The sequence below is a fragment of the Labilibaculum filiforme genome, assembly GCF_002843315.1.
Classification (GTDB): Bacteria; Bacteroidota; Bacteroidia; order Bacteroidales; family Marinifilaceae; genus Labilibaculum; species Labilibaculum filiforme.
Genome location: NZ_MVDD01000008.1, coordinates 133,867 through 158,466, shown reverse-complemented (window position 1 = coordinate 158,466; position 24,600 = coordinate 133,867). Strand labels below are relative to the sequence as shown.

The window sequence follows — 24,600 nt, the reverse complement described above, 5'->3', positions numbered from 1 at the left end:
AAAGCAAACTTCACAGCACCGATTACGGCAGAATACCGTGTAATGCATAACTTTTCACCTAGCAATGGTTACTTACATGCATAAGTTAAATTGCGTGCCTATAAGCTCTTATGGTGGTCAACTTATTATTGGCAGTTTTCCAAACTCCTACCAAAACTCATCCTTAAAAAAAAATTACTTTCTCCTTTTACGTTTTCGACTTGGCTATTGCTAAATGCAAAACGAGGCCTCGTAAAAGGCCTCGTTTATTTTTATCAGAATATCTGAATAGTATTAGTATTTTTTAGCAACAAAGTGATAGTGGCTACCAAATCTTTCGAATGCTGCCTGATCTAATTCTTCTCTAAAATTAGGATGAGCAACAGAAATAATTGCCTTAGCTCTTTGTTGTAATGTTTTACCATAAAGGTTCACGCATCCATACTCAGTAGCAAACCAATGCATATTGTTACGAGTTGTTACAACACCTGATCCTTGTAAAAGGGTTGGCGCAATTTTAGAAACACCTTTACCAGTTACTGAAGGCATAGCGATAACAGGCACACCACCTTCTGATGCCGCAGCACCACGAGTAAAGTCAATTTGTCCACCTACTCCAGAGTAATGTTTTGTTCCGATTGAATCGGCACAAACCTGACCTGTAATATCAATTGATAAAGCAGAGTTGATAGCACACACTTTTGGATTTTGTCTGATAATCTCAACACCATTAGTGTAACCAACATCCATCATTAATACTCCTGGATTATCATCAACAAAATCGTAAAGTTCCTTAGTTCCCATCAAGAAACTAGCAACGATTTTACCTTTATCCAATTTCTTGTTCATTCCATTTACAACACCGCTCTCCACCAATGGAAGAAGACCATCAGCAAACATCTCAGTGTGAATACCAAGATTCTTGTGATTACCCAATTGAGCTAATACAGCATTAGGAATACCACCAATACCCATTTGAAGACAAGCTCCATCAGGAATAATACCTGCTACATTCTTTCCAATAGCAATTTCGATATCCGAAAGAGGAGCATTGTGATGTTCAACAAGTGGAGAATTATCTTCACAGAACACATCACACATACTCAATGGAATCAATGCATCACCGAAAGCACGTGGAACATTTGGATTGATAATTGCTACAACCGTATCAGCGGTTTCAACAGCAGCAAGAGAACAATCTATTGAAGTTCCTAAAGATACATAACCATGTTTGTCTGGAGGACTTACTTGTACAACAGCTACATTAACGTCAAGAATACCTTGACGAATCATTTTTTGAGTTTCGCTCAAAAAAACAGGAATGTAATCAGCATAACCTGCTTGTGTTTGCTTTCTAACATTAGCACCTACAAACAAAGATTCCAAATTAAAAATACCTTCAAACTCAGCGTCAGCATATGGTGCCGGACCTTCGGTATGAAGATGCTGAATAGACACATCGTAAATTTCTCCTCTACGACCTCTTTCACACATTGCATTTATAAATTTGTGTGGAGCCAATGCAACAGAGTGCAAATGAACTCTATCACCAGACTTAATCACCTTTGCTGCTTCCTCAAAAGAAACTATTTTGATCTCTTTGTGCATTTTTTAATCGGTTTTATGATGTTTTTAATATTTTCTAAATCGCCGACTAAAGTAGTATATTTTTTGAGTTCAATTTCTGTTTTTCAGCATTAGTGCTACAAAACATATCTGCACTAATGGTTCATAATTAAGCTTTTGCGAAGCATCTTCAAAAAAAATATTAAAAATAAAAGGAAGGTAGGACAAATGGAATTCTCAAATGATTTCTTACAGGCACTTACGAATTCGTTAAAGTACACCTAAGTACTTCATTTACATATATGAAACGTCCATATACAAAACTTTCTACACACAGGGAGATGATTATTCCAGGATGGTAAGTTCCATATGGCAACTAAACAACAAATTATAATCATATGAAACGTCCATGTACAAAGCTTTCTACACACAGGGAGATGATTATTTCAGCATGGTAAGTTCCATATGACAACTAAAAAACAAATAATAATCATATGAAATAAGCCGGGAATAAATTCCCGGCTACAAAACCCAAACATCTAATAAAACTTAAATAACAAAAACTATCAAACTATTATTTTTTGTAACCCATAATTTCGTAAAGTATGCTACTTTAGCTGTTTATAACCTTCGTACGAAATACAAAATAATTGTTGGTTTAAATTACTATTCCAAATCTACCACACTTTTTATCATCTATCAAATCAATAATGCTGATGAACCAATAGATAATCTTTATATTTGAACCTTAATCCAAACTCAATAAACATGATTACAATTACCCAGTTGGAGTATATCGTTGCAGTTGATACTTACCGCCATTTTGCCACTGCTGCTGACAAGTGTTTTATTACACAGCCAACACTTAGTATGCAGATAAAAAAACTAGAAGAATTTTTAGATATCAATATATTTGATCGCAGCAAGCAACCAATTATCCCAACCGATGTTGGTGCGGCTATTATCGAGCAAGCCCGAATTATTTTAGGAGATACAAAGAAAATAAATGATATTATAAACGACCATAAAAATACAATTGAAGGAAGCTTGAAGATTGGTATTATTCCCACACTTGCCCCCTTTTTATTGCCAATGTTTATCGGCGATTATATCCGTAACTACCCTGCTATTAAGGTAGAGGTGGAAGAAATGGTATCGGAAGATATTATAAAAAGCTTAATAAAGGATAAAATAGATGTTGGCATATTTGTTACTCCTGCTAAAGAGGATAAAATAAAGGAAAGACCCTTATTTTACGAAGAGATGATGATTTACGCACACAAGGATCATGAACTGCTAAAAAAATCGATTATTGAGGTTAAAGATATTGCAACTCCGGAAATATGGATGTTAGGCGATGGCCACTGTTTTCGAAATCAGGTAATCAATCTTTGTGAAATGCACGATTTGCAACATCAGGAATTACCATTCGAGTTTGAAAGCAATTCCTTAGAAACATTGATGAAAATTGTAGATAAAGAAGGAGGTTTTACCCTAATTCCTGAATTAGCTACTCAATATTTACCCAAAGACAAGCTGAATCAAATTAAAAGATTTACAAATTTGCATCCGTTGCGGGAAGTTAGTTTGGTATATTCTCGTCATTATTCTAAAAATAAATTACTCGATCTATTGGCTAAAAGTATCCAAAACATCATCCCGAAAGACCTTTTAAATAGTGCGAGAGGAACAATTGTTGAATGGCGTTAAGCACTCTTTATTCTAAGAAAGAAGCAGTTAGAATTATTCGATAAAAAAAGTGAATCTTTTTTCAAATAAAGTATTGCCAATTCAAAGAATTATCTCTTACTTTGCATCGCTAAAGAAAAAAATAGCGGTCACCATTACTGCTTTTATTCCTTTAGTTTTTGAAAGAAAAAAAATAAAGAATTACGCTTGCAAATTTAAAATTTTGATTTACCTTTGCAACTCTTTAAAATAAATGGTCCGTTCGTCTAGGGGTTAGGACGCCAGGTTTTCATCCTGGTAACAGGGGTTCGATTCCCCTACGGACTACGAAAAATTTGTAGCAAGTTATTTTTAACTTATCTTTGCTACGCAAAAATAAAGATAATGGTCCGTTCGTCTAGGGGTTAGGACGCCAGGTTTTCATCCTGGTAACAGGGGTTCGATTCCCCTACGGACTACCAAGATAAATAAATTAGATAACTTTAAGAGATGGCAAATCATCAATCTGCAATTAAAAGAATAAGACAGTCTGAAGCAAAACGCGTACACAACAAGTTTTACGCGAAGACTACTAGAAATGCTGTAAGAAAGTTACGTGCTACTACTGATAAAGAAGCTGCTAACGAATTATTACCAACGGTTACTGCAATGTTAGATAAACTTGCAAAAATCAATGTAATTCATAAAAACAAAGCGGCTAACTTAAAGTCGAAATTAGCTCTATACGTTAACAAACTGTAAGTAAGAAATTACTACTCTATAATAGAGGGTTCTCCATGAGAACCCTTTTTTGGCATGCAGTAATCTCTCGTTTGATTTTTTCATATATATTCATAACTTTAATTAAGTTATAATACATGAAAAAAATGGATGAGTATAAAAGATTAAGCATTAAAGATTGGGCTGTAGAGGATCGTCCCCGAGAGAAATTAATGTATAAAGGCGTTAAAAGTTTATCTTCGGCCGAACTTTTAGCAATTATCATTGGTAGTGGCAACCGAAAACAATCAGCAGTCGAACTATCTAAATCGATGCTTTCTAATTGCGATAACGACCTAAATATTCTTGCAAAAAAAACTATTCAAGATTTAATAAAAATCCCCGGAATTGGTGAGGCAAAAGCAATTAGTATTATTTCGGCTTTGGAATTAGGACGAAGACAAAAAGCTTTTCCATCTAAGCAAAAACAAAAAATTACCTGCAGTCAGGATGCTTTTGAAATTGTTTCCCCTTATGTAGAAGATTTAGGACACGAGGAATTTTGGGTAGTTTACTTGAATCGCGCCAATAAAATAGTCGAAATAAAAAACGTATCGTCAGGTGGAATCACCGGCACCGTATTTGATGTACGCTTGGTATTTAAAGATGCCCTCCTTTTAGGAGCAACCAACCTAATTCTTTGCCACAATCATCCCTCGGGTAACCTACAACCTTCTGCAGCCGATAAAGAAGTAACCAAGAATGCAAGCGAAGCCGGAAAACTAATGAGTATCGCCGTATTGGATCACCTAATTATTGCAGATAATCAATTTTTTAGCTTCGCCGACGAAGGCCTAATTTAGAATGAATTAGACTTATCAACTTTTTAAGCAATTCCTTGTCTAATATTTTTGAAATATGGCTATATTTGCGCTCAGCTAAATTTTAAATAAATAAACATGGTGGTCAATACTTTAGGAGAAAAAAACTCTCTTTTTAATCAATTCATAGCTGAAATCAGAGATATAAACATTCAAAAAGACCCTCTTCGTTTTAGAAGAAATCTAGAAAGAGTTGGAGAAATTTTTGCTTACGAAATCAGTAAGGAATTGGATTTCAGTGAAAGTTCGATACAAACTCCTCTTGGAGAATCACTTACAAACCTTCCTTCGTGCGAAGTTGTTGTAGCTTCAATTCTTAGAGCAGGTTTGCCTTTGCATACCGGACTTTTAAATTATTTCGACAGATCGGAAAATGCCTTTATATCTGCTTACAGAAAATATGCAGACAATGGTGAGTTCAAAATTAATTTTGAATACATTTCCTCTCCATCCATAGATGGTAAAGTTGTAATTCTTGCTGATCCAATGCTTGCTACAGGTTCTTCTATGGAACTAGCATACAAAGCAATGCTTACAAAAGGCACTCCTAAACACGTTCATATTGTTGCCGTAATTGGTAGTGAAGAAGGTGTTGAGTTTATCAAAAACAAACTTCCTAACGAGAATATCACTATTTGGATGGGAGCTGTTGATAAAGATTTAAATTCAAAATCATATATTGTTCCTGGATGTGGTGATGCAGGTGATCTTGCATTTGGTGCAAAATTGGGATAAATTAAAATAGTATATTTGAAAAGGCTTGTTTGTAAAAACAAGCCTTTTTTTATTCCTTAAACTTTTTTACCTCCATTGTATCCAAACAAGTTGCATGTAGTTCCTTTATGCTTTTGTTTATAATAGGATGCAGGAATTCCGGCGCAACATCGAGTAACGGAACCAGTGCAAATAATCTTTCCTGAATTCGTGGATGCGGCACCACCAATCGATCGGTAGCAATAATTTTATCACCGTAAAAAAGAATATCTATATCAATAGTTCTTTCACTGTACTGATTTTTTTTACGAACCCGTCCTAATTCTTTCTCAATTTGTTGAGTAATATCCAATATTTCCAATCCTTCTAGTCGGGTTTCAATCACAACCACTTGATTTAAAAAATTCTGCTCGTGCTCAAAACCCCAAGGTTCTGTTTCGTAAATAAATGAACTAGCTGTGCACTCTCCTATCCTCAATTTCATCCTCGAAATTGCCTCTGAAAGGATTTCCTCTCTATTATCGAGGTTCCCTCCCAATAAAAAATATACTCTCGCCATGTGAAATTCTTGTTTTATCGGTAAAAGAAACAAAGAAAACCCCGATATCAAAATGAATATCGAAAATAAGAGCTTGCACCAAGTCCATCTCAACTAAATTAAATATATTTGTTTATATCTAATTTTACCATAATCTATAATTATTAGTTATTAATTAAATATCCACAAAAATATATCTCATATGAAGAGTTTTTTCAAATTTACTTTTGCCTCCATTTTAGGAATTATTATTGGCGGTTTTGTACTGCTATTTCTCGGAATAATTATCATTTCTGCAGTGGTTGCAGGTAGCGATAAACCTGTCACTATAAAAGAAAAGAGCATTCTGGAAATCAAGTTAAATCAACAATTAGTCGATCGTGGTTCTGATAACCCGATGGCCAACTTCAATTTTTTAACCATGAGTGCAGATGCCAATATTGGCCTAAACACAATACTTACTAATATTGAAAAAGCCAAAACAGATGAAAAAATAAAAGGTATTTACCTGAATGTAACAGATGTTCCTGCAAATTTCGGAGGAATGGCATCCATCGAAGAAATAAGAAATAAATTAAAAGAATTTAAAACAAGTGGCAAATTTATAGTTAGCTACAACAACTTTGGTCATTCTCAAAAAGCATATTATCTAACTTCGGTTGCCGATAGTGTGTTTCTAAACCCTGAAGCAGGTTTGTTTCTTTTGGGTATGGGTGGCGAAAGAACTTTCTACCGCAAGTTTTTAGAGAAAATTGGAGTTGAAGCTCAAGTTATTCGGGTTGGAAAATACAAATCGGCAACAGAACAATATTTCCGCGATGATATGAGTGATGAAAGTCGCGAACAAACCATGGCTTATGTTGGTGCTATGTGGAATCAACTTCTGGAAGGAATATCCGAAGAAAGAAATATTTCGGTTGAAAAATTAAATCAACTAATTGACGAAGTTGCTATTAGAAAAGCAGACGATGCTAAAAAATATGGACTAATCGACGGAGTGATTTATGAAGATGAGATGGAAGATAAACTAAGAAAATTATCCGACATTAAGGAAGACAAGAAATTAAGACTTGTAAGTACTGCCGATTACGAAAAAGGACCAGATGCAAACTATAAATTTTCTAAAAATAAAATTGCAGTTATTTATGCTAGTGGCGCAATTGGCCTAGAGCAAAACGAAAATGCCATAGGACCTGAATTGGCTAAAACAATTCGCGAAGCTCGTCTTGACTCAACTATTAAAGCTATTGTTTTAAGGGTGAACTCTCCAGGAGGATATGCAAATGTGTCTGACTTTATTTGGAGAGAAGTAAAATTAGCAACAGAAGCAAAACCCGTAATTGCATCGATGGGGAATGTGGCGGCATCGGGTGGTTACTATATTGCTTGTCCTGCAGATACTATTGTTGCTGATAAAAATACCATTACTGGTTCCATTGGAATTTATGGTTTATTCTTTTCGGGTGAAGAATTAATAAGAGAGAAGTTTGGTTTAACAACCGATTCTTACGGAACTAATGAACATGCTGCTTTTGGAGGTAGTTACCCATTAATGTTACCTATTTCATCGAGAAAATTCACACCAACCGAAAAAGAAATTGTTCAAAACATTATCAACAACGGGTACGATACTTTTTTAAGTCGCGTTGCCGAAGGAAGACACATGACTGTTGAACAAGTACATGAAGTTGCTCAAGGTAGAGTTTGGAATGCAATGGATGCACAAAAAAATGGTTTGATTGACATTTTAGGAGGATTGGAAACAGCTATTCAATTAGCCAAAGAAAAATCGGGAGTTGAAGACTATAGAATTGTTTCTCTTCCTAAACTAAAAGATCCTATTGAAGCTATTGTGGAAGAATTAACTGGTTCTGCAAAAACTCGTATTCTTAAAAATGAATTGGGTAGCTTCTATAACACCTACGAAAAAACACAAGATCTGATTCAATTTGGAGGAATTCAAGCTCGTATTCCTTATGAAATCGATCTACACTAAAAAAATAATTTTGATTTTAAAAAAAAAGATCTTCATTTTAATGAAGATCTTTTTTTTATCTAGAAACGAACTATTTCACAAATATCAATCTATAAATTATAAATTGAAGCAACGAATTCCTATCTTAAATGCCTAGCATGCATGATTTTTAATTGCCGCTGTAAGAAAATTATTATCATTTGAATTATTTCTGTAATTTTAGGCAATATATTCAACTACACCGTGCAATTTATCCGAATTAGGCTTTTCACCTCTTTCAAATTTATTATCGAATGAAAAAACTATCCCCCATCCTGAAAAGTCTACTTTTCCCTCTTAGTTTGCTATATGGGTTGATTGTTTCGGTACGAAATTTACTTTTCGATTTCAACCTACTATCCAGCACTGAATTTAAAATCCCTATCATATCGGTTGGAAATATTACCGTTGGCGGAACCGGAAAAACACCTCACATCGAATACTTAATTACCTTACTTAAAGATGATTATAAAATAGCTACACTTAGTAGAGGATATAAACGAAAATCAAAAGGATATTTACTTGCCGATGCCTCTTCTACCTCCTATCAGATTGGTGATGAACCAATGCAGATTAAAAGAAAATTTCCGGATATTTTAGTCTCGGTAGATAAGAAAAGAGTAAATGGCGTGAAAAACCTGCTACAATCGGAACATGGTAACGATTTGGCCGCAATTCTACTTGATGATGCCTTTCAACACCGATCTATAAAAGCTGGTTTGTCGGTTTTATTAATAGATTATAATCGGCCTATTACCCAAGACTTTATAATGCCGTATGGCAGGCTACGCGAAAGTGCAAGTGAGAAAGATCGAGCCAATATTATTATTGTAAGTAAATCTCCGGAGGATATGACTCCTATTGATAGAAGAATAATTGTGAAAGAATTAGATCTTCTCCCCTTTCAATCCTTATATTTTACCTGTCTTAATTACGGAAATTTAGTACCCGTTTTTAAAAACGATGCAATCAATATTATTAATGAAGAATGGGGAAAAGAGAATTTTTCGATTCTTTTAGTAACTGGTATAGCCAATCCAAAACCTTTACGAGAATACCTCGAAAACTTCTCGCATTCGGTAGAAGAGGTGCAATTCCCTGACCACTACTCATTCGGTTCTAAAGATATTGAAATGATCCATTCTCGATTTGAAAAACTGGAAGGTGAAAATAAAATAATTGTTACTACAGAAAAAGATGCCACTCGTTTTTACGATATGAAGATTAATCAGGATTCAATTAAAAAGCATCTATTTTTTATCCCTTTACGGATAAAATTTTTGAATGATGACAAGTCAAAATTTGATGTTCAGATAATGAACTATGTGCAAAAAAACAAACGATCCAGTAATCTGCATAACATCAAAACCGACTCGATATAATATAAAAGGGGAATCAATTGATTCCCCTTAACTTTACCATCAAATAACCACTACATTAATTAATAGCTATCGCTTAAAGCAATTTTAAAACATTTTACTTCTAAATTATTCCACCCAAATACCCTAAGCATCATTAAGTTACAAAAAATAATACAAATTATCAATAGCTGTTTTTTTTTACATTCGCCTAATGCCGAGCTATTCTTAATTATTTAATTGAATTTTCCACCTAACACGCAGGACTCCTTAAAAATTTTGCGTTTCCCATTTGGACTAAATAATTCGATATACACTAAATATATTCCTATTGGAGCTCTTTCTTTTTGCGAAGTTAATCCATCCCAAAATAAAGAATCCTCGTTGGCTAAATTCAAATTGTTCGCTAATTTTCGGATTTCAATCCCCATTGAATTATAGATCCGAACCGTAGTTAGGTAAGCATCATCATCTACATGAATATGAATTAGCAAACGATCATCAAAACCATCATTATCTGGAGTAAACACTTGTGGAACCAAACTTATTTCAGAAGTAAAACTATTGGTGCTATTATAAACCGAATTTTGTAATCCAGGAGTACCAAAGCCAACATTTTGCGCCGCAGATTGCCAATTGGCTTCACTATTCGTTTCCCCATTTGGATTGATCCTTTCCAAAGAGACACCTTCCTTAGATGCTAATAATTCAAAATGCATATTTTCATGGTATGCAAACTCATCAATCAATTCATCATTTGAAATAAGAACCACCCGTCCAGTTTTATCCGAAAAGCAAGGGAAAGATTTAAGTTGACAAAAAGCGACTGAGTTACAAGTAGCGTAATTCTGTTGAATATTTAGGGTGTCGTCGGTGAGCAATAAATATTCATTGGGGAGTAAAAATTGCTCCGAAACAGTAACTAAACCAGTTAACTCAAAATTCTCAGTTCGGGTGGCTAATTTAAGTTTCGATAAATCAATTACCTTATCCGAAATATTTACAATCTCCACATAATCCGATCCATCGGGATAAGGATTAAACAAGACTTCATTAATCACCAAATCTCCTTCCGAAAGCAAACCTGGCACCCAAAAATCACACTCTTTAACGGATATAATATTTCCTGCTAAATCCTTAATTTCATTTGTAAAAATGAGTCGATATTGACTATTTACAATAAAATCTTCTTTAAAATACAATTGAAATTCCCTACCCGATAAATCGATCTGAATTATTTCTTTAGGGTGAATTAAATCTGGTGAAATTTGAAAATTAGCTAAGTTAAACATAGCCACACTTTCCATTGGTTCGCTAAAAACAAGTTGTAAACCATTCGCTGAAATACACTTACATAATTCAATACTAGGAGTGACAATGTCTTGATTTTCAGCATAAATAGAATTAGTTGTACCCGGAGTTCCTCCTAACTCGTTTACAGAAGCCATCCAATTATTTTCCTGCCACGAAGTATTTTTAGGATCTATTCGTTCCAAGGACCAACCTCCGTCCGATTTTTGGTTGGACAAATACCATGTATCCGAATAACTTAGCTTATCAATAAGTACTCTAGCATCCGATTGAATTTCAACTGTTCCTCCGGAATTTGTTAAACCCGGAAAACCACTAACTCCCAATACATCACCAAACGAACTGAATTCCATAAGCCCAGCATTAGCACACAGAATTAAATACCCTTTCGCCGGAATAGTATCCGGAGTTAAAACAGCTTCCTTCTCTCCTACTTTTAAAATCCAGTTTTTAACAGCTATTGGATATTCGCTAGCATTATACAATTCGATATACTCATACTCTGGAAGACCAGCAGAAGGTGTTTCGTCGACCATTAGTTCGTTGATAATTACATCATGAATAGTTGCAGGTGCAAAATATCCAAAATGAATGGATTCCTTTTTCAACACTGCTCCCTTAAGGTCGGTAATATTGAAAAGCTCTAACAAATAATCGCCTGTTTTTAATTCATTATCCAAAATTAGAAGTAAATAATTTGGGGCAAGTCCTGGCATAACCTTTAGTTGGCAAGAAAGCCCATTCGCATTTTTCAGTGCAAAATTTTTACTTTCTGAAGATTTTGGGAAATCGAGTTGCTCCGAAAATTCCAAAAGCAAGGAATCGGCACCCACAATTTCGTATGACTTTAAAAATGGAGCCGTATTAATAGCTTCAATCTGTAAATCATCCAACCATAAATTTCCAGCTCTAGATGCCGTTTCGAAAGTAAAATCTAAAGCCGAAAACCATTCGTTTTGCCTTGTATCTACTTCGGAAGCAACACGCCCTGCAGATATCCAATTTTCCTTAATGCCTAATCGATTGTATCGCATTTCCCAAACGCCATTTGGTGAATAGGAAACCCAAATGGCAAGCGATTCATTTTCATTCCAATTAAAACTCGATACCAAAAGTACCTGCAGTTTTTGATCCTGATCTAAACTCCATAAACTAAGAAAATCACCAGCTCCGGTTTGATTTACACCAACTGAATATTTACTTGTAGCTTTTTCAGGATCGAGATTATCCATCAACACATGAAATGCAAATTTATTCCCTGAGCTTGGATCCCAATCTCCATTTCGAATAATGAATTGCCAATTAATTGCGCTTGCATTCGGATTACAATCAGATAGAGATTTAGAAATGAAACTCCTTCCATACTCTTCCGATAAATTGTGCTTTAAAGAGTAATCTCCCTTAATTGGCAAATAGGAAGAAACCATCCAATCTTTTGTGTTCATCCAATTTTCGAGGCTCTTCGACTCAAAATCTTCACAAATACCTAAGTCATCCGGGCCAAGCAGAATTTTAATAGAATCGGGCTCCAAATTTGACTCCGTCGTTAACTCAAATCTTTCTGTTCCAGAATATTGAACAGAGTCGATAGTCACCATCCCATTTTTTAATGGTAAATTGTTATTTGGTACAATTATTTCCCCATTTCCATTCAAAAGACGAAGATCGGCAGACGCAACAGCATCTTTATCGATATTCTTAAACGCATCGCAAGCTACAATCTTTAGACTGAACTTCTCCTGGGAATTAGTAATCCCGAAAGGACTTGAAGCAAATGACAGTTGACTCGCCTGAACACTTATAGAATAAATTTCAGATACAATTTCTTCTGGTAAAGTCTCCTGTATTTTAGAGCCACTTTCAACACATTTCCATTCATGATTCTTTGGTATTCCTACCTGAAAATAATCATTATCAGGAAGTTGCCCTTTTCTAAAAAAAATCGCTAAAGTAAGATTTAATTCACCATTATTTTGCAAGTCCAATACTCCTTTTGATGAAGTAAACTCTATACAATCTTCACTAACAGTAGCTGTAGAAGCAAGAATATTACCATTGAATAGTAATACAGCTCCAGAAATATGCTGCTCCCAAGAAAAATAACCATCGGGAAATAAATTATAGAACTTTAAACTGGAAATTATTGTTGGTAAATTATCATGTGTTGCAGCATCCAATATTTTGAAATTAAGTACAGGGATAGCTTTCTTTTCAGATGTCGCCAAAGAACTTAGTGTGGTTGACAAAATAGAGCTAGCAGGAACAATTAGAGAGGTTTTATCGGTACCAGATATATTATCACTAAGTATGGTTGGAAAATAGTCGCATTCCGCCTGAATAGTGAAATTTTCAGCTTCGCTATAATTCAAATGCTCCCAATTAAAACTCCCATTACTACTAGACATTTTCAAATTTTCGGAGCTAAGCTCTCCGCTTCCTGAAGCCAGAGAAAGCGCTATTTCAAATTCAGAGTTTGTATCAACATTTCCCAAACTATCCATCAGCTGAACCAGGATGCTAAAATCCTCCTTGTAATTTACTGATTTAGGAATACTTGTAAAGGACATTTCTTTTGCTACTACCTCAAAAGTAAATTCAGGTCCAGCTAAATTGCCCGTAAATTGTGTTTTTAATCCACTACCAAGATCAGAAACAATCCATCCGGCATGTAAAGAATCTATTTCCATTTGAAATAAAGAACCATCCACAGTTTTTCCTTCTTTTAAAAAGCAATACACAGAAAATTGACTCGTTTCTTCACTCTCTATTACTCTAGCTAATTCAGTTTCCGGAAATTGAATATCCAGATAATTCTCCGCCATCAAAAACTCCGAATTCAACTCCTCTCCCTTATTCTTTACAATAAACTTTTCGATACATTTCTTCCAATTTACTTGATTTTTATTGGATCCAATAAATCTAATCTGATTAAGAATAGTTGGAGCATTATCCTTTCCAGCATCCTGTACAGAAAAACGAAAAACCTCCACAGCCTTCTCTTTTTTAGTCTGAAAAGAAGAAATAGTAGAATCTGCAACATAAGAATTGTGACTATTTACATCCGTTTCGAAAGTATTTTCAACCAATATATCCTCCGAAATAGTTTTTGCGAATGCAGCATTAGTAATAGCCAAGTTGATGATTTCCGGCTGCGAATAATTTAAGGAGTAAAAAGATGCTTCCCCTTTTACCAATGAATTCTGAAACCCATTCAAAGACTCTAGATTACCAGTACCCTTCTCCAAAGACAAACTTACTGCATGAACGGCATCCAAATCTACATTATTGAAATCATCCACCGCAGCTACTAAAATGGAAAAATCTCGATTTCGAATAAGATGATCTGGACACTCAGAGAAGATCATTCGTGTGGCAAGCACCTCTATTTGGTGAACTGCAGAATGAAATTCATCAATAGCTGAATTAAAACCAGAACCCGAAACAAAAGTTGTAAAACCTTTCCCTGCCTCCATGCAATTTAATTGCAGCGTTTCCCCATCTCGCAATGAATGATTGGCATTCAAATAAATTCGTAGTTCGAATTCCATTTTTTCGGCATCGGGGATGGTAATCTGATCCTCCTTAAAATTCAATAAAATAGAATCTTGATCCCACATTATATTTTGCGGAACTATCTCTATTCCATTTAAATACAAACAAAGTCCGCCAATACACTCCTTCCAATTCATTCCCTTTTCGGGATTTGAATTATAAAAGGTCATTCCTGCTATTTTAGTAGGGAAACCATCAGCAGCAGCTGCTGTTTCATCAACAACAAATCGGAAAAAAGGCAAAGCTTTTTCCTTTTCATTGCAACTAGTGCCAAGTTGCACTGGATCCACAAAATTCTCAGAAGCGTATAAACGAGTCAATTTATCCGTTTCGGGAACTACAGGATTTCCACTAACTACAATCTCATCTACGTAAACCAAATCACCAGCATTCGGGTTATTTATCCGTATAACAATCTCTAAACTATTGCCATTTAAACCTGACTGACTTGCATTTACACTCCCCCAATTACCCACATTATCCCCATTACCTTCCAACAGTATCTCCTCAGCACCATCTAAAACATAGTAAGCTTTCGCAAATTTACTCGCGCTTGTCGAACTGCCTGTTTCAGCAAGGACTAAGGAGATCGATATATCTGTAAAATCAGAAATATCAATCACCTTACTTTTCCAAGTCGCCTCGCCGTCAATATCCTTAGCTTCTAATCGGCCTCCACTAGTTGCTACCACTTTTAGATAATCTTCGTCATCAGAAAGCGTACAATTGGAAATATCCAAAAACCAATCCGTAATTCCGCCCATATCGAAACTACTTCCCCAATAACCTTTGCCAACATCATTAGTGAAATCAGTTTTCCATATATCATCGGCATATAAACAATAACTGTTCAACAGAAACAGGAATAAAAACAATTTAAGGGAAAGAGTTTTTTTCATGGAAAAATCCTTTTAAATTTGATTTGCTTTTTGATTAAAAGGCTAATTTAACTATAATCCAATTTATAATCAACAATTTAAACCAAGTTATGTTATGAGAATTGCAGTTGTTGGCGCCACCGGTCTGGTTGGTCAGAAAATACTGGAGGTTCTGGAGGAGAGAAATTTTCAGATTAGTGAATTATACCCTGTAGCCAGTGAAAGATCTATAGGAAAGGAAGTTGTATTTAATGGAAAAAAATACAAAGTTATCAGTATGACAGATGCAATTAATTTAAAACCACAAATTGCAATCTTTTCTGCAGGAGGAGACACTTCTTTAAAATGGGCTCCTGAATTCGCTAAAGTAGGAACTACTGTTGTCGATAATTCATCGGCTTGGCGAATGGATAAGGACAAAAAGTTGGTTGTTCCGGAAATAAATGCTGTCGACTTAACTAAAGAAGACAAAATTATTGCCAATCCGAATTGCTCAACCATACAATTAGTAGTTGCTCTTGCTCCTTTGCATAAGCGATATAAAATGGAACGTTTGGTGATCTCAACCTATCAATCAATTACTGGAACTGGTGTTAAAGCCGTTACTCAGTTAGAAAATGAGCGAAGTGGGAAAAAAGGAGAAATGGCCTACCCTTACGAAATAGATAAAAATTGTCTTCCACATTGTGATGTATTTACCGATAATGGTTACACAAAAGAAGAAATGAAATTATCGAACGAAACCAAAAAAATATTAAAAGACGATAGCATCAGAGTAACTGCTACTGCTGTAAGAGTACCAGTAGTTGGAGGCCATTCTGAATCTGTAAATATCGAATTTGCAAATGATTTTGATTTGGCTGAAGTTCGAAAAATTCTTTCGGAAGCAGAAGGTGTAATTGTTCAGGATAATATGGAAACGAACGAATACCCAATGCCTAAATATGCTCATGAAAAAGATGAAGTATTTGTTGGCAGAATTCGTAGAGATTTCTCCAATCCAAATACCTTAAACCTCTGGATTGTTTCGGATAACCTTCGAAAGGGAGCCGCAACAAATGCAGTTCAAATTGCTGAGTTTCTCGCGAAAAACAAACTAGTATAACACTCTATAAATAAGGCCAATGAAAACAAATTCATTGGCCTTTATTTTATATTGCGAATAGTGCGCGTTAAAATTATCCAATTAGCATTCGCAGAATAACTTCACGACTGAAATCCTTCCGTATCTCTTAATCCATTAAATTGGAGTAATCCTGATATAAAAAGTTATTATATGGGAATCGAGCTGAATGAATTTCTTTCACCACATCGTAAACTACTTCGCGAAACTCTTCCACATTCTGCTTATGAATTGCAGAAATAAACAAACAAGGAGTATCCCCTTTTGCAATCCACATTTGCTTTAATTCCTCTAAGCTGTAATTCTCTCTTGTTTTAGGCAAAAGATCATCCTCATCTTTTTTCACGTAAGTAAAAGCATCAATCTTATTAAAAACCAAGAATGTTGGTTTTTCTCGCTTATCTATTTCCAACATAGTTTCATTCACCACCTTAATTTGATCCTCAAAATTAGGATGAGAAATGTCTACCACATGCAAAATTACATCTGCCTCGCGCACTTCATCTAATGTCGATTTAAAAGATTCCACCAAATTATGAGGTAATTTTCGAATAAAACCAACAGTATCGGCCAATAAAAACGGAACATTTTGAATTACTACCTTGCGAACAGTAGTATCTAAAGTTGCAAATAGTTTATTCTCTGCAAATACTTCCGATTTACTAATCATGTTCATTAAAGTAGATTTCCCAACATTGGTATATCCAACCAAAGCTACACGAACCATTTTGCCACGATTTTTACGCTGTGTTGCCTTTTGTTTATCAATCTTAACCAAATCTTCTTTTAGTTTGGATATTTTATCCAAAATAATTCTACGGTCGGTCTCGATTTGACTTTCACCAGGTCCACGCATACCAATACCTCCACGCTGACGCTCTAAGTGAGTCCACATTCTTGTTAAGCGAGGAAGTAAATACTGATATTGTGCTAACTCCACCTGAGTTTTCGCATTAGCCGTTTGAGCACGACTTGCAAATATATCTAGAATTAAATTTGTTCGATCGAGCACCTTACGTTGCAACACCCGCTCTATATTTCGAAGCTGTGATGGTGACAATTCATCGTCAAAAATCACTAATCGAATATCCTTATTACTTTCCAAATAATCAAGAATTTCATCCAATTTCCCTGCTCCAACAAATGTTTTCGGATTTGGATAATCCATCTTCTGCGTAAAACGCTTCACCGTTTCTGCTCCAGCAGTTAAAGCCAGAAAATCTAGTTCATCAAGATACTCGCGAACCAAACCTTCGGTCATATTTTTTGATTTATCGATAACACCGATCAAAATAGCTTTCTCTACTTCTTTATCTAATATAAGGTTCTCTCCCATTTAATCAATTTACAAAAAACAAAGGCTTAATTGCCTTTATTTAACCATCTTTCCGGATAAGCCAAATCAAAAAATTTAAGCTTAAAACGAATACCAATAACAAAGTACGGAAATTATCGCGCAAAAATAAACAATATTCGAGAAAGCAACAGCGATTATACCATAAAAAAAGGCTCTGAAAAATCAGAGCCTTTATTATCTAAAAAAATATAGATTTGTTTTATTGCAATTGGAAGTTAATAGGTACAGTATAAGATACCTTTACAGCTTTTCCACGCTGCTTACCTGGCTTCCATTTTGGCATATCACCAATCACACGCACAGCTTCCTTGTCTAACGATGGATCCACTCCACGAACAACACGAATTTGCTCTACCGCTCCTACTTTGTTTACAACAAAAGTTACAAACACACGACCAGTAATACCATTTTCCTGTGCGATAACAGGATATTTAACAGATTTTGCAATCCATTTTTGTAGTTCAAGAGCTCCTCCTGGAAATTCAGGCATATCCTCTACAATCACAAAAACTTGTGCTTCATCTTCCTCTTCTTCTTCTGCTACAACCTGAATTTTAATTTCTTCATCCATGTCAGCGTCCGAATCTTCAATCTCTAATTCATCCTCAATCTCCTCTTCGTTATCAACAATGTTTAAAACGTCAGCAACTTTAGGAGCTGGTGGTGGTGGTGGTGGTGGCTTAACAGGTTCTTGTCTGGTAACAGGAATCATTTCCTCCTCTGCCTCCATTTCTTGTTGATCTTGCAGGCCAGTAGCTTCGCTAGAATCTACACTCCATTCAAATGCAAGAAGCACAAAGGCAAGAGTAAGAGCCAGACCAATCTCAAGAAAAAGACCTCTCTTATTTTCAAGATCTGCTTTTGGTGACTTCTTAACTTCCATAATCTTCTTTTAATTTTCTTTTAATTTCAGCGCTTAAAACTAAGTAATTCAATTTTATAATCAAAATGCTTTTTGATTCAAAAATCAATTCGAGGCATAAAGATATAAAAATTAAAAGCAAACTAATTTTCCTACGCAATAAATTTGATTCCCAGATCGTAAACGATTGAAAATTTATATTTAAGATAGGAAGTTTGCAGTAATTTAAAGTTGGATAAAACCTCTGTGTATAAATGAACTATAAATTTAGTCGATTTTTTCTTTATAGACAATCTAAATTAGAAATTACACAAAAGTAGAGTGAAGAATCTACTGTGTTCGTACTCATCCTACCTATACACACACTATACATTGCTACCAATCAATTGTCTATTGACAAACAATTTTGAACTGCAATAAATTCTTCACTCTACTTGTTTTTTACGTACCTAACTGAAAAATGTTAGGGTTTGGTGAAAAATGATTCTATTTATATTTTGAGATGTTTAATTTTCATCTATATTTGCACTCCTATTGGGGGATTAGCTCAGTTGGCTAGAGCGTTTGACTGGCAGTCAAAAGGTCACCGGTTCGATTCCGGTATTCTCCACATTGAAGATAAGGCGTTTACGGGCTTCCACCGTGGGCGCTTTTTTTGTTGTTCGCAAACAGATTCGCAAACATTCCGGTTCTAATTTAAAGTTGATCTATTAATAAATAGTACTCAAGAAGTCTCTAAGACATGAGAAAATAGCTCATTCCATCTAAAAAAGTTTCAAGTATAACGTAAACTTTACCAAGTTTTCACAGAAGTTTCGAATATACCGTGAACTTTTCAATGATTTTGGATGATGTAATTCCTTAAATAATTTCTACACTATATAAGTATTGCAATTTTCTGTGTAAACCTGTAAACCAAGCGCATTATAATCTAATCATCAACACCTTACGGTTAACATGTAGGGTTTACACGGTTTACATCACTTATTAACTGACTGATTATTAGGCCTCATTGGTTTACACGAAATTAAACAGATCCAAATTTTCCCTTCTTATTTGTCACGATCAACACAATTAAGAAACCGGAATTTCCTTCAATATATATATGCAAAGTGAAAATTACATTATAGAAAGCGTTTAATCTATAAATTAAAAACCTTTTTAAATTGCTCAATTACTTCATCTGGAGAAATTGTAATCCCCATATTCTTAAAAATATCCTTACTAGGAGGCTCGCTATACATTATTTCAAGACAATTCTTTAAATTCTCATTGATTGCATCTGGAATTTCTATTTTTTCATCAAGAGCAAGAAGAAGTGTTAGACGTAACATATCTGCCTTATGTTTATTTATATGCTTAGAATTACCCTCTTCTCCTTTATCAGCTCTCTCGATATAATCGAGTAAAGCCTGAGCCTTTAAGCAAATAAGGGCAATGGTATTGGCAATATTCACTTCATCCTTCACTTCGCTATTATCAAGAGTGAACTTGTAATATGTCTCATCCATTAAAATGGCAGACAGACTGGAAAGTTCAGCATCTGTAGGTATGGGAGTCAGATATGGCTCTCCATCTAAATCAAGATGATCAGGAGTTTTAGAAAAAAGTTCAATTTGATAAGGGAATCCTTTATTTTCAGGCTTTATGAACCTGTAATAATTACGATCACCCTCCCCTTTTTCGCGTTGCTTATAATTCCCTTCCTTTATAAATTCCCAAAATTGAACTACAAATTCTTTGCTTAAAGCCTCTACAATTAAGATAATATCGATATCCTTAGTTGCTCTTGGTGTGAACCCTGCCTCTTCAATAAGGATATCGCAAGCCGTACCACCAATGATGATATAGTTACCACTAAAATCTTTAAAATATTCTTTAAATATATCTATTCCTCTTACCATAAATATTTCTCTTCAATTTGTTCTAAGGCCATTTGAATACGCTCGTCACTATCCTCCATAAAACTGATAAACAAAGAAAGCGGATCGACAATCTTAGGATGCCTGTTAAAAACCTCCGCGAGTGTTAAGGGGTTATATTTCCAAACCTCCAAACAATATCGCCCTTCGTATTTATTCTCATTCATAAGCTTATTTCTCTTTTGTAAAGCATAATAAGCATTCTTCTCAATGGCAAAGAACAACTGTCTTGAAGGATTCATATCTGAATATTCAGCAAGAGCAGACTCATTGCTTCCCAGAAGTTTTGTATCATGTGGAATCTCATCAACAAAAACTCTCTTAAGAACAGGATCACAGTAGAATCCATTCTCCTTCATCTTATTCCATAAATCAATCCTATCATACACAAAACTGATTCTCTTCTCTTTAAGCCCCTGAACTTCGATCAAGCCAAGTTGTTTCAGATTTTCAACAGCTTTGGTTATCGCCATTGACGAGTACCCCAATTTCTCAGCCAAGTCTTTAAAAGAAAGATTCTTTATCGCATTTAAATCGTTTTTATTCAGAATATGATATAACACAATCAACTGAGCGGAAGGCGTAAGATTCTCTTTGTTTTGTTTTTTATAAGGAGCAAAAGATTCTCGAAGATCCATCATTAAGTCAAGAATAAAGAGTTGTTTACCTGGTACAATAAAGTTGATTCTTTTATCGATTAATCGTAAGCGATTATAGGAGGCTAATTGAGCTAATACGAGCACAACAGGCTTATTGAACGCATTTCTCAAAAGTTCAATATGTTTATCTGCTTGTGAAATCCTAAAATCATCAATATTCTTATTCTCAACCAATATAACAGCCCGATTCAACAAGGTCGTTTTATATATATTATAAGCATGATATATATAAAGTGGCATAGTATTCAACTGATTTTCAGGGAGCCTCTCTACACCTATTAACTCACCTAATATTTCCTGCAAATATTTCTCTATGTCCTTCATGTTAGATGACTAAACTTAAAATTGCACAATAAACCTTATTAGTTTATCGTGCAATTATAGGTTTATTATTTTAAATTTGCAACATTAATTGTACTTGTTTTAAACAAATGATGCTCATTATTTCTAATATATCCCAATTGGTTAGTAAGAAGCAGCGTATTAGCAATAGTGAAATTGTTTATATTAGAATGATGATGCCCAAAAATCCAATAATTGATATTAGACGACTCGATGAGCTCAAAGAGTTCGGAAGCAAAAGCTTCATTAAGTATATCACCCTTATACTGTTCAGGGTAATTCAGAAAAGTAGGCACATGATGCGTTGCTACTACTGTAAGATCTGTCGTAGAATGATTAAGTGCGCTTTTAATAAAATCGATCGATTCTCTGTGCATCTTGTTGTAATCAAGAGGTAGAAATAACCTATCCTGATTCTTTATGACAACAAAATCAGAAAGTCTATTCTGTATAAAATATTGATTGTGGTCGCTGATATTAGACCATAGAGTAGAGAAAATGAACGTAATATCATCATGCTGTATACAAAGGTTGTTTACCAATGATACATTGTGAAGAATCTTTTCATTTAAGGCACCCGTACGACTGGATATATCTGAATAATAATATTCATGATTTCCCGGAATCCAATATATCTGTTTAAACTTACTGGAAAGATCCTCGAAAAACCATAAATATTTATCCATAATAGCAAAAGGAACAATGTCACCAGAGAGAATCAAGATGTCGCCGATAGATTCTATAGGATTCGTCCTAAGAAACTTTTCATTCTCTGGGAACTCCAAATGCAGATCAGAGCAATATTGTATGATCATTTTAAATAGTATTAATAATTAAAAACTAGAATAATATCAAAAAAAAAAAGCTTCTGAGATTTTAAATTAAAATGATTTATTCTATTCTTATATCTTCTAAAGTTGTACGAAATTTCACAAAACAACTACCAATATATTACTATAAACACATTTTTTCCGTTTTCAAAGCTCCTCGGTTTATACACGTTTCGTAGCCATCCTACCACTCCTCATTCCCTTCAGGATCTCCCCATAATAATTCCTCATGAATATTAGTTTCATTTATTCCTTCCAATAATTCATCTAGACTGTACATAGCTTTTCTTTTTTAGTGTAATCAACCCCTAAGATCTATTCAAATTGGGGGACATCATCAAAACCTTCAACAATATTCTTTATACTCCTAAACTCCTTATTTTCTTGCTGTTTGTCAGTCTTGGAAATCGTCTTATTATCATTTTCACATTGAAAAGTGGCAGGACACTCATAAAAACCAGCTTGGTCAATTTTCAAAAAGAGATTAAAGAAAACTTCACTTATAGTAGAACGTTTTGTGTTTTGGTTTCTGTTATACTTACCAATCTCCCAAGCATTACTTGTAGCTCTTTCCGATCTATTTAAAGTATAGACTATACTTTTATGCAAAGTCTCTCTTCCGCTCCAATGATTTTTTGTTTGATTATAAGTCCTGTTTTTAGGCAACTAAAAAACATGCAATAAAACTGGCTGACGGAGAAATTCTTTACTATTTCTCTGATATGCTGTAAATGTTTATCAGTGTACCAATAATTTATACCAATATCTTCTACCATACAAATCACATATTCCAAACATTCATGCGATGCAATCTTCTTCCAAACATTTCTGAGCTGTTCTTCAGAGATTTTTCTACATTGGGGATAATATAGACTATTCCATATGCCTATTTCATCGAATCTATCATCAGTGATGTTCAGTGCATAATGACTGACAAATAAATCAATATTATCTAAATCAGATTCTGATTCAATAGTTTCGTTATAATATTCAGGTATGGAGACCATAAATATAAGAGAAGCATCGATTAAAAAATTAATAATTTCTTGATCGAAGTACTTGTTAGGTGATAACTTAAAAGAGCTGTTATGGAAACTAATATCCGAGAAAGAACTCTCCGTATCGCTTGCTCTAATAAAAGCTGAAAGATAAATTAACTCCTCGTTGTTTACATCAACCAATTGTCGTTTAGCCTCTGGCGGATTAAACCGACTCTTGATTAATTTTTGAACTTTCTGAGTTCTTTGCTCTTGCTCTAAGCGCTCTGATTCTTTACAATTATCGCATCTGCAGGTCCAGGAGCTTTCATGACCACATTCCAGACAAAATGTATTTTTAGAATAAGAACTTGGTTTCGATCGCTGTACCCAAAGCGTTTTTTTGCAATGAACACAATTCTCACTAGTCATTTTTGGCGGTAAAAGGTTTACCAAACCAGAAATGTAAGTATCAATTTCAAACTCTTTTATTAAACCTTTATTTACTTCTCCAGCTTCATATCTGTGGCAAAGATCATTGATTTGTTCTTGAGAAAGGTGAGATAATTTCTCGTGGATTTTTAGAGATATTGGTTTCATATCATTTTGGGATTAAGAGTCACTTCTATCCCAAAATAAAAAGAGGCATGTCCCCTATATTATTATACCGCAGAAAGGTACGACCAAGCACCTGCAATCAGCATAACAAACAAGGGAACACACCAATTCCTGGTGCGTTCACTCGTCCATTTCTCTGATTGCATAAAATTGGTCGTTTTATCTCTAGAGAAACTTCGGTAACGCAATATTTTATATATGTAAAGGTAGATAAATACCTTTATTCAGCAAGATGGTCTTTCTTATATTTAATGATTCTATGATAATGGTAGTACCAGTTAAGCCATACAAACTGGTTATACCAGACGTACTAATTTTCGCTCCTTAATTTTAGGAAACTTATTTTTTATTTTTCTATTAGAAAAAAAAGTCTGCAATCGGCTACAAACACACTCTAAACAACTAGTTATAAATCCACTAGGTGATAAAATTTGAATCGGCAAACGAGTCGGCAATCGTTTTTAATAATTAAAACTTAAAAACGTGATCTATCAATATCATAATAAAGACAAGATACTCTTTTAATTGACCAAGCCCAGCAATACCATACAGTATGGCAAGTATTGCCAAGCAATAAATGCATTACGCTATTGCACTACAATATAAGCCATAACACGAATAAAACTTCATCCCTTTTATATTCTACAACTTAGAAGTACTCCGTTATCCTCAAAAACTGAAGAAAATATCAAATAGATTAAACTTGGCAGCTTTGGCAAAGCCTTTTTTGT

At 34.6% G+C, this 24,600-nt stretch carries 17 protein-coding genes and 3 tRNA genes; 10 read left to right on the top strand and 10 right to left on the bottom strand.

What is annotated here, in order from left to right:
- Window positions 1-273: 273 nt before the first annotated feature.
- Window positions 274-1,587, bottom strand: coding sequence for an acetyl-CoA hydrolase/transferase family protein (locus tag BZG02_RS12585; protein ID WP_101261787.1), 1,314 nt, complete (start codon window positions 1,585-1,587; stop codon window positions 274-276).
- 726 nt (window positions 1,588-2,313) lie between these two features.
- Between BZG02_RS12585 and BZG02_RS12580 the strand changes: the two genes are divergently transcribed.
- From BZG02_RS12580 to upp, 6 genes are all read left to right on the top strand, one after another.
- The gene (locus BZG02_RS12580; protein WP_101261786.1) at window positions 2,314-3,255 is read left to right on the top strand and encodes a hydrogen peroxide-inducible genes activator; all 942 of its coding nucleotides are present in this window, start codon (window positions 2,314-2,316) and stop codon (window positions 3,253-3,255) included.
- 234 nt (window positions 3,256-3,489) lie between these two features.
- Window positions 3,490-3,561 (top strand) — tRNA-Glu (locus tag BZG02_RS12575).
- 59 nt (window positions 3,562-3,620) lie between these two features.
- A tRNA-Glu gene (locus BZG02_RS12570) sits at window positions 3,621-3,695 on the top strand.
- Between the two features lie 28 nt (window positions 3,696-3,723).
- Window positions 3,724-3,975, top strand: coding sequence for a 30S ribosomal protein S20 (gene rpsT / locus BZG02_RS12565; protein WP_101261785.1), 252 nt, complete (start codon window positions 3,724-3,726; stop codon window positions 3,973-3,975).
- 116 nt (window positions 3,976-4,091) lie between these two features.
- Complete coding sequence (radC, locus tag BZG02_RS12560; protein WP_245868090.1) at window positions 4,092-4,796, top strand: RadC family protein; 705 nt, start codon at window positions 4,092-4,094, stop codon at window positions 4,794-4,796.
- Between the two features lie 96 nt (window positions 4,797-4,892).
- A complete protein-coding gene (upp, locus tag BZG02_RS12555; RefSeq protein WP_101261784.1) occupies window positions 4,893-5,549 on the top strand; it encodes a uracil phosphoribosyltransferase in 657 nt (218 codons plus the stop codon).
- 49 nt (window positions 5,550-5,598) lie between these two features.
- Here the strand turns inward: upp and folK are convergent, their stop codons facing one another.
- Window positions 5,599-6,087, bottom strand: coding sequence for a 2-amino-4-hydroxy-6-hydroxymethyldihydropteridine diphosphokinase (folK, locus tag BZG02_RS12550; protein WP_101261783.1), 489 nt, complete (start codon window positions 6,085-6,087; stop codon window positions 5,599-5,601).
- Between the two features lie 181 nt (window positions 6,088-6,268).
- Here folK and sppA point away from each other — a divergent pair, with 181 nt between their 5' ends.
- Together sppA and lpxK are read left to right on the top strand one after the other, a co-directional pair.
- Window positions 6,269-8,062: a signal peptide peptidase SppA gene (gene sppA, locus BZG02_RS12545; RefSeq protein ID WP_101261782.1), complete on the top strand. Its 1,794-nt coding sequence runs from the start codon at window positions 6,269-6,271 to the stop codon at window positions 8,060-8,062.
- Window positions 8,063-8,334: 272 nt separating this feature from the next.
- The gene (lpxK, locus tag BZG02_RS12540; protein ID WP_101261781.1) at window positions 8,335-9,462 is read left to right on the top strand and encodes a tetraacyldisaccharide 4'-kinase; all 1,128 of its coding nucleotides are present in this window, start codon (window positions 8,335-8,337) and stop codon (window positions 9,460-9,462) included.
- Window positions 9,463-9,674: 212 nt separating this feature from the next.
- Here the strand turns inward: lpxK and BZG02_RS12535 are convergent, their stop codons facing one another.
- Window positions 9,675-15,200: a lamin tail domain-containing protein gene (locus BZG02_RS12535; RefSeq protein WP_101261780.1), complete on the bottom strand. Its 5,526-nt coding sequence runs from the start codon at window positions 15,198-15,200 to the stop codon at window positions 9,675-9,677.
- 94 nt (window positions 15,201-15,294) lie between these two features.
- On the opposite strand from BZG02_RS12535, the gene BZG02_RS12530 reads away from it, so the two are divergent.
- A complete protein-coding gene (locus BZG02_RS12530) occupies window positions 15,295-16,284 on the top strand; it encodes an aspartate-semialdehyde dehydrogenase (RefSeq protein WP_101261779.1) in 990 nt (329 codons plus the stop codon).
- Window positions 16,285-16,411: 127 nt separating this feature from the next.
- Here the strand turns inward: BZG02_RS12530 and hflX are convergent, their stop codons facing one another.
- Both hflX and BZG02_RS12520 read right to left on the bottom strand, forming a co-directional pair.
- Complete coding sequence (gene hflX / locus BZG02_RS12525) at window positions 16,412-17,638, bottom strand: GTPase HflX (protein ID WP_101261778.1); 1,227 nt, start codon at window positions 17,636-17,638, stop codon at window positions 16,412-16,414.
- A gap of 220 nt (window positions 17,639-17,858) precedes the next feature.
- Window positions 17,859-18,542, bottom strand: a complete 684-nt coding sequence (locus BZG02_RS12520; protein ID WP_101261777.1) for an energy transducer TonB — start codon at window positions 18,540-18,542, stop codon at window positions 17,859-17,861.
- Between the two features lie 515 nt (window positions 18,543-19,057).
- On the opposite strand from BZG02_RS12520, the gene BZG02_RS12515 reads away from it, so the two are divergent.
- Window positions 19,058-19,131, top strand: a tRNA-Ala gene (locus tag BZG02_RS12515).
- A 532-nt stretch (window positions 19,132-19,663) separates the two neighbouring features.
- Here the strand turns inward: BZG02_RS12515 and BZG02_RS12510 are convergent.
- From BZG02_RS12510 to BZG02_RS12490, 5 genes are all read right to left on the bottom strand, one after another.
- Window positions 19,664-20,425, bottom strand: a complete 762-nt coding sequence (locus BZG02_RS12510; RefSeq protein ID WP_101261776.1) for a hypothetical protein — start codon at window positions 20,423-20,425, stop codon at window positions 19,664-19,666.
- Window positions 20,419-21,426: a MarR family transcriptional regulator gene (locus BZG02_RS12505; protein ID WP_101261775.1), complete on the bottom strand. Its 1,008-nt coding sequence runs from the start codon at window positions 21,424-21,426 to the stop codon at window positions 20,419-20,421. The genes BZG02_RS12510 and BZG02_RS12505 overlap by 7 nt, the downstream gene beginning before the upstream one ends.
- Window positions 21,427-21,491: 65 nt before the next feature.
- Window positions 21,492-22,259, bottom strand: a complete 768-nt coding sequence (locus tag BZG02_RS12500; protein WP_101261774.1) for a metallophosphoesterase — start codon at window positions 22,257-22,259, stop codon at window positions 21,492-21,494.
- Window positions 22,260-22,458: 199 nt separating this feature from the next.
- The gene (locus BZG02_RS21345) at window positions 22,459-22,554 is read right to left on the bottom strand and encodes an AbrB/MazE/SpoVT family DNA-binding domain-containing protein (RefSeq protein WP_425432620.1); all 96 of its coding nucleotides are present in this window, start codon (window positions 22,552-22,554) and stop codon (window positions 22,459-22,461) included.
- Window positions 22,555-22,867: 313 nt separating this feature from the next.
- Complete coding sequence (locus BZG02_RS12490; RefSeq protein ID WP_101261772.1) at window positions 22,868-23,851, bottom strand: hypothetical protein; 984 nt, start codon at window positions 23,849-23,851, stop codon at window positions 22,868-22,870.
- Between the last annotated feature and the right edge of the window lie 749 nt (window positions 23,852-24,600).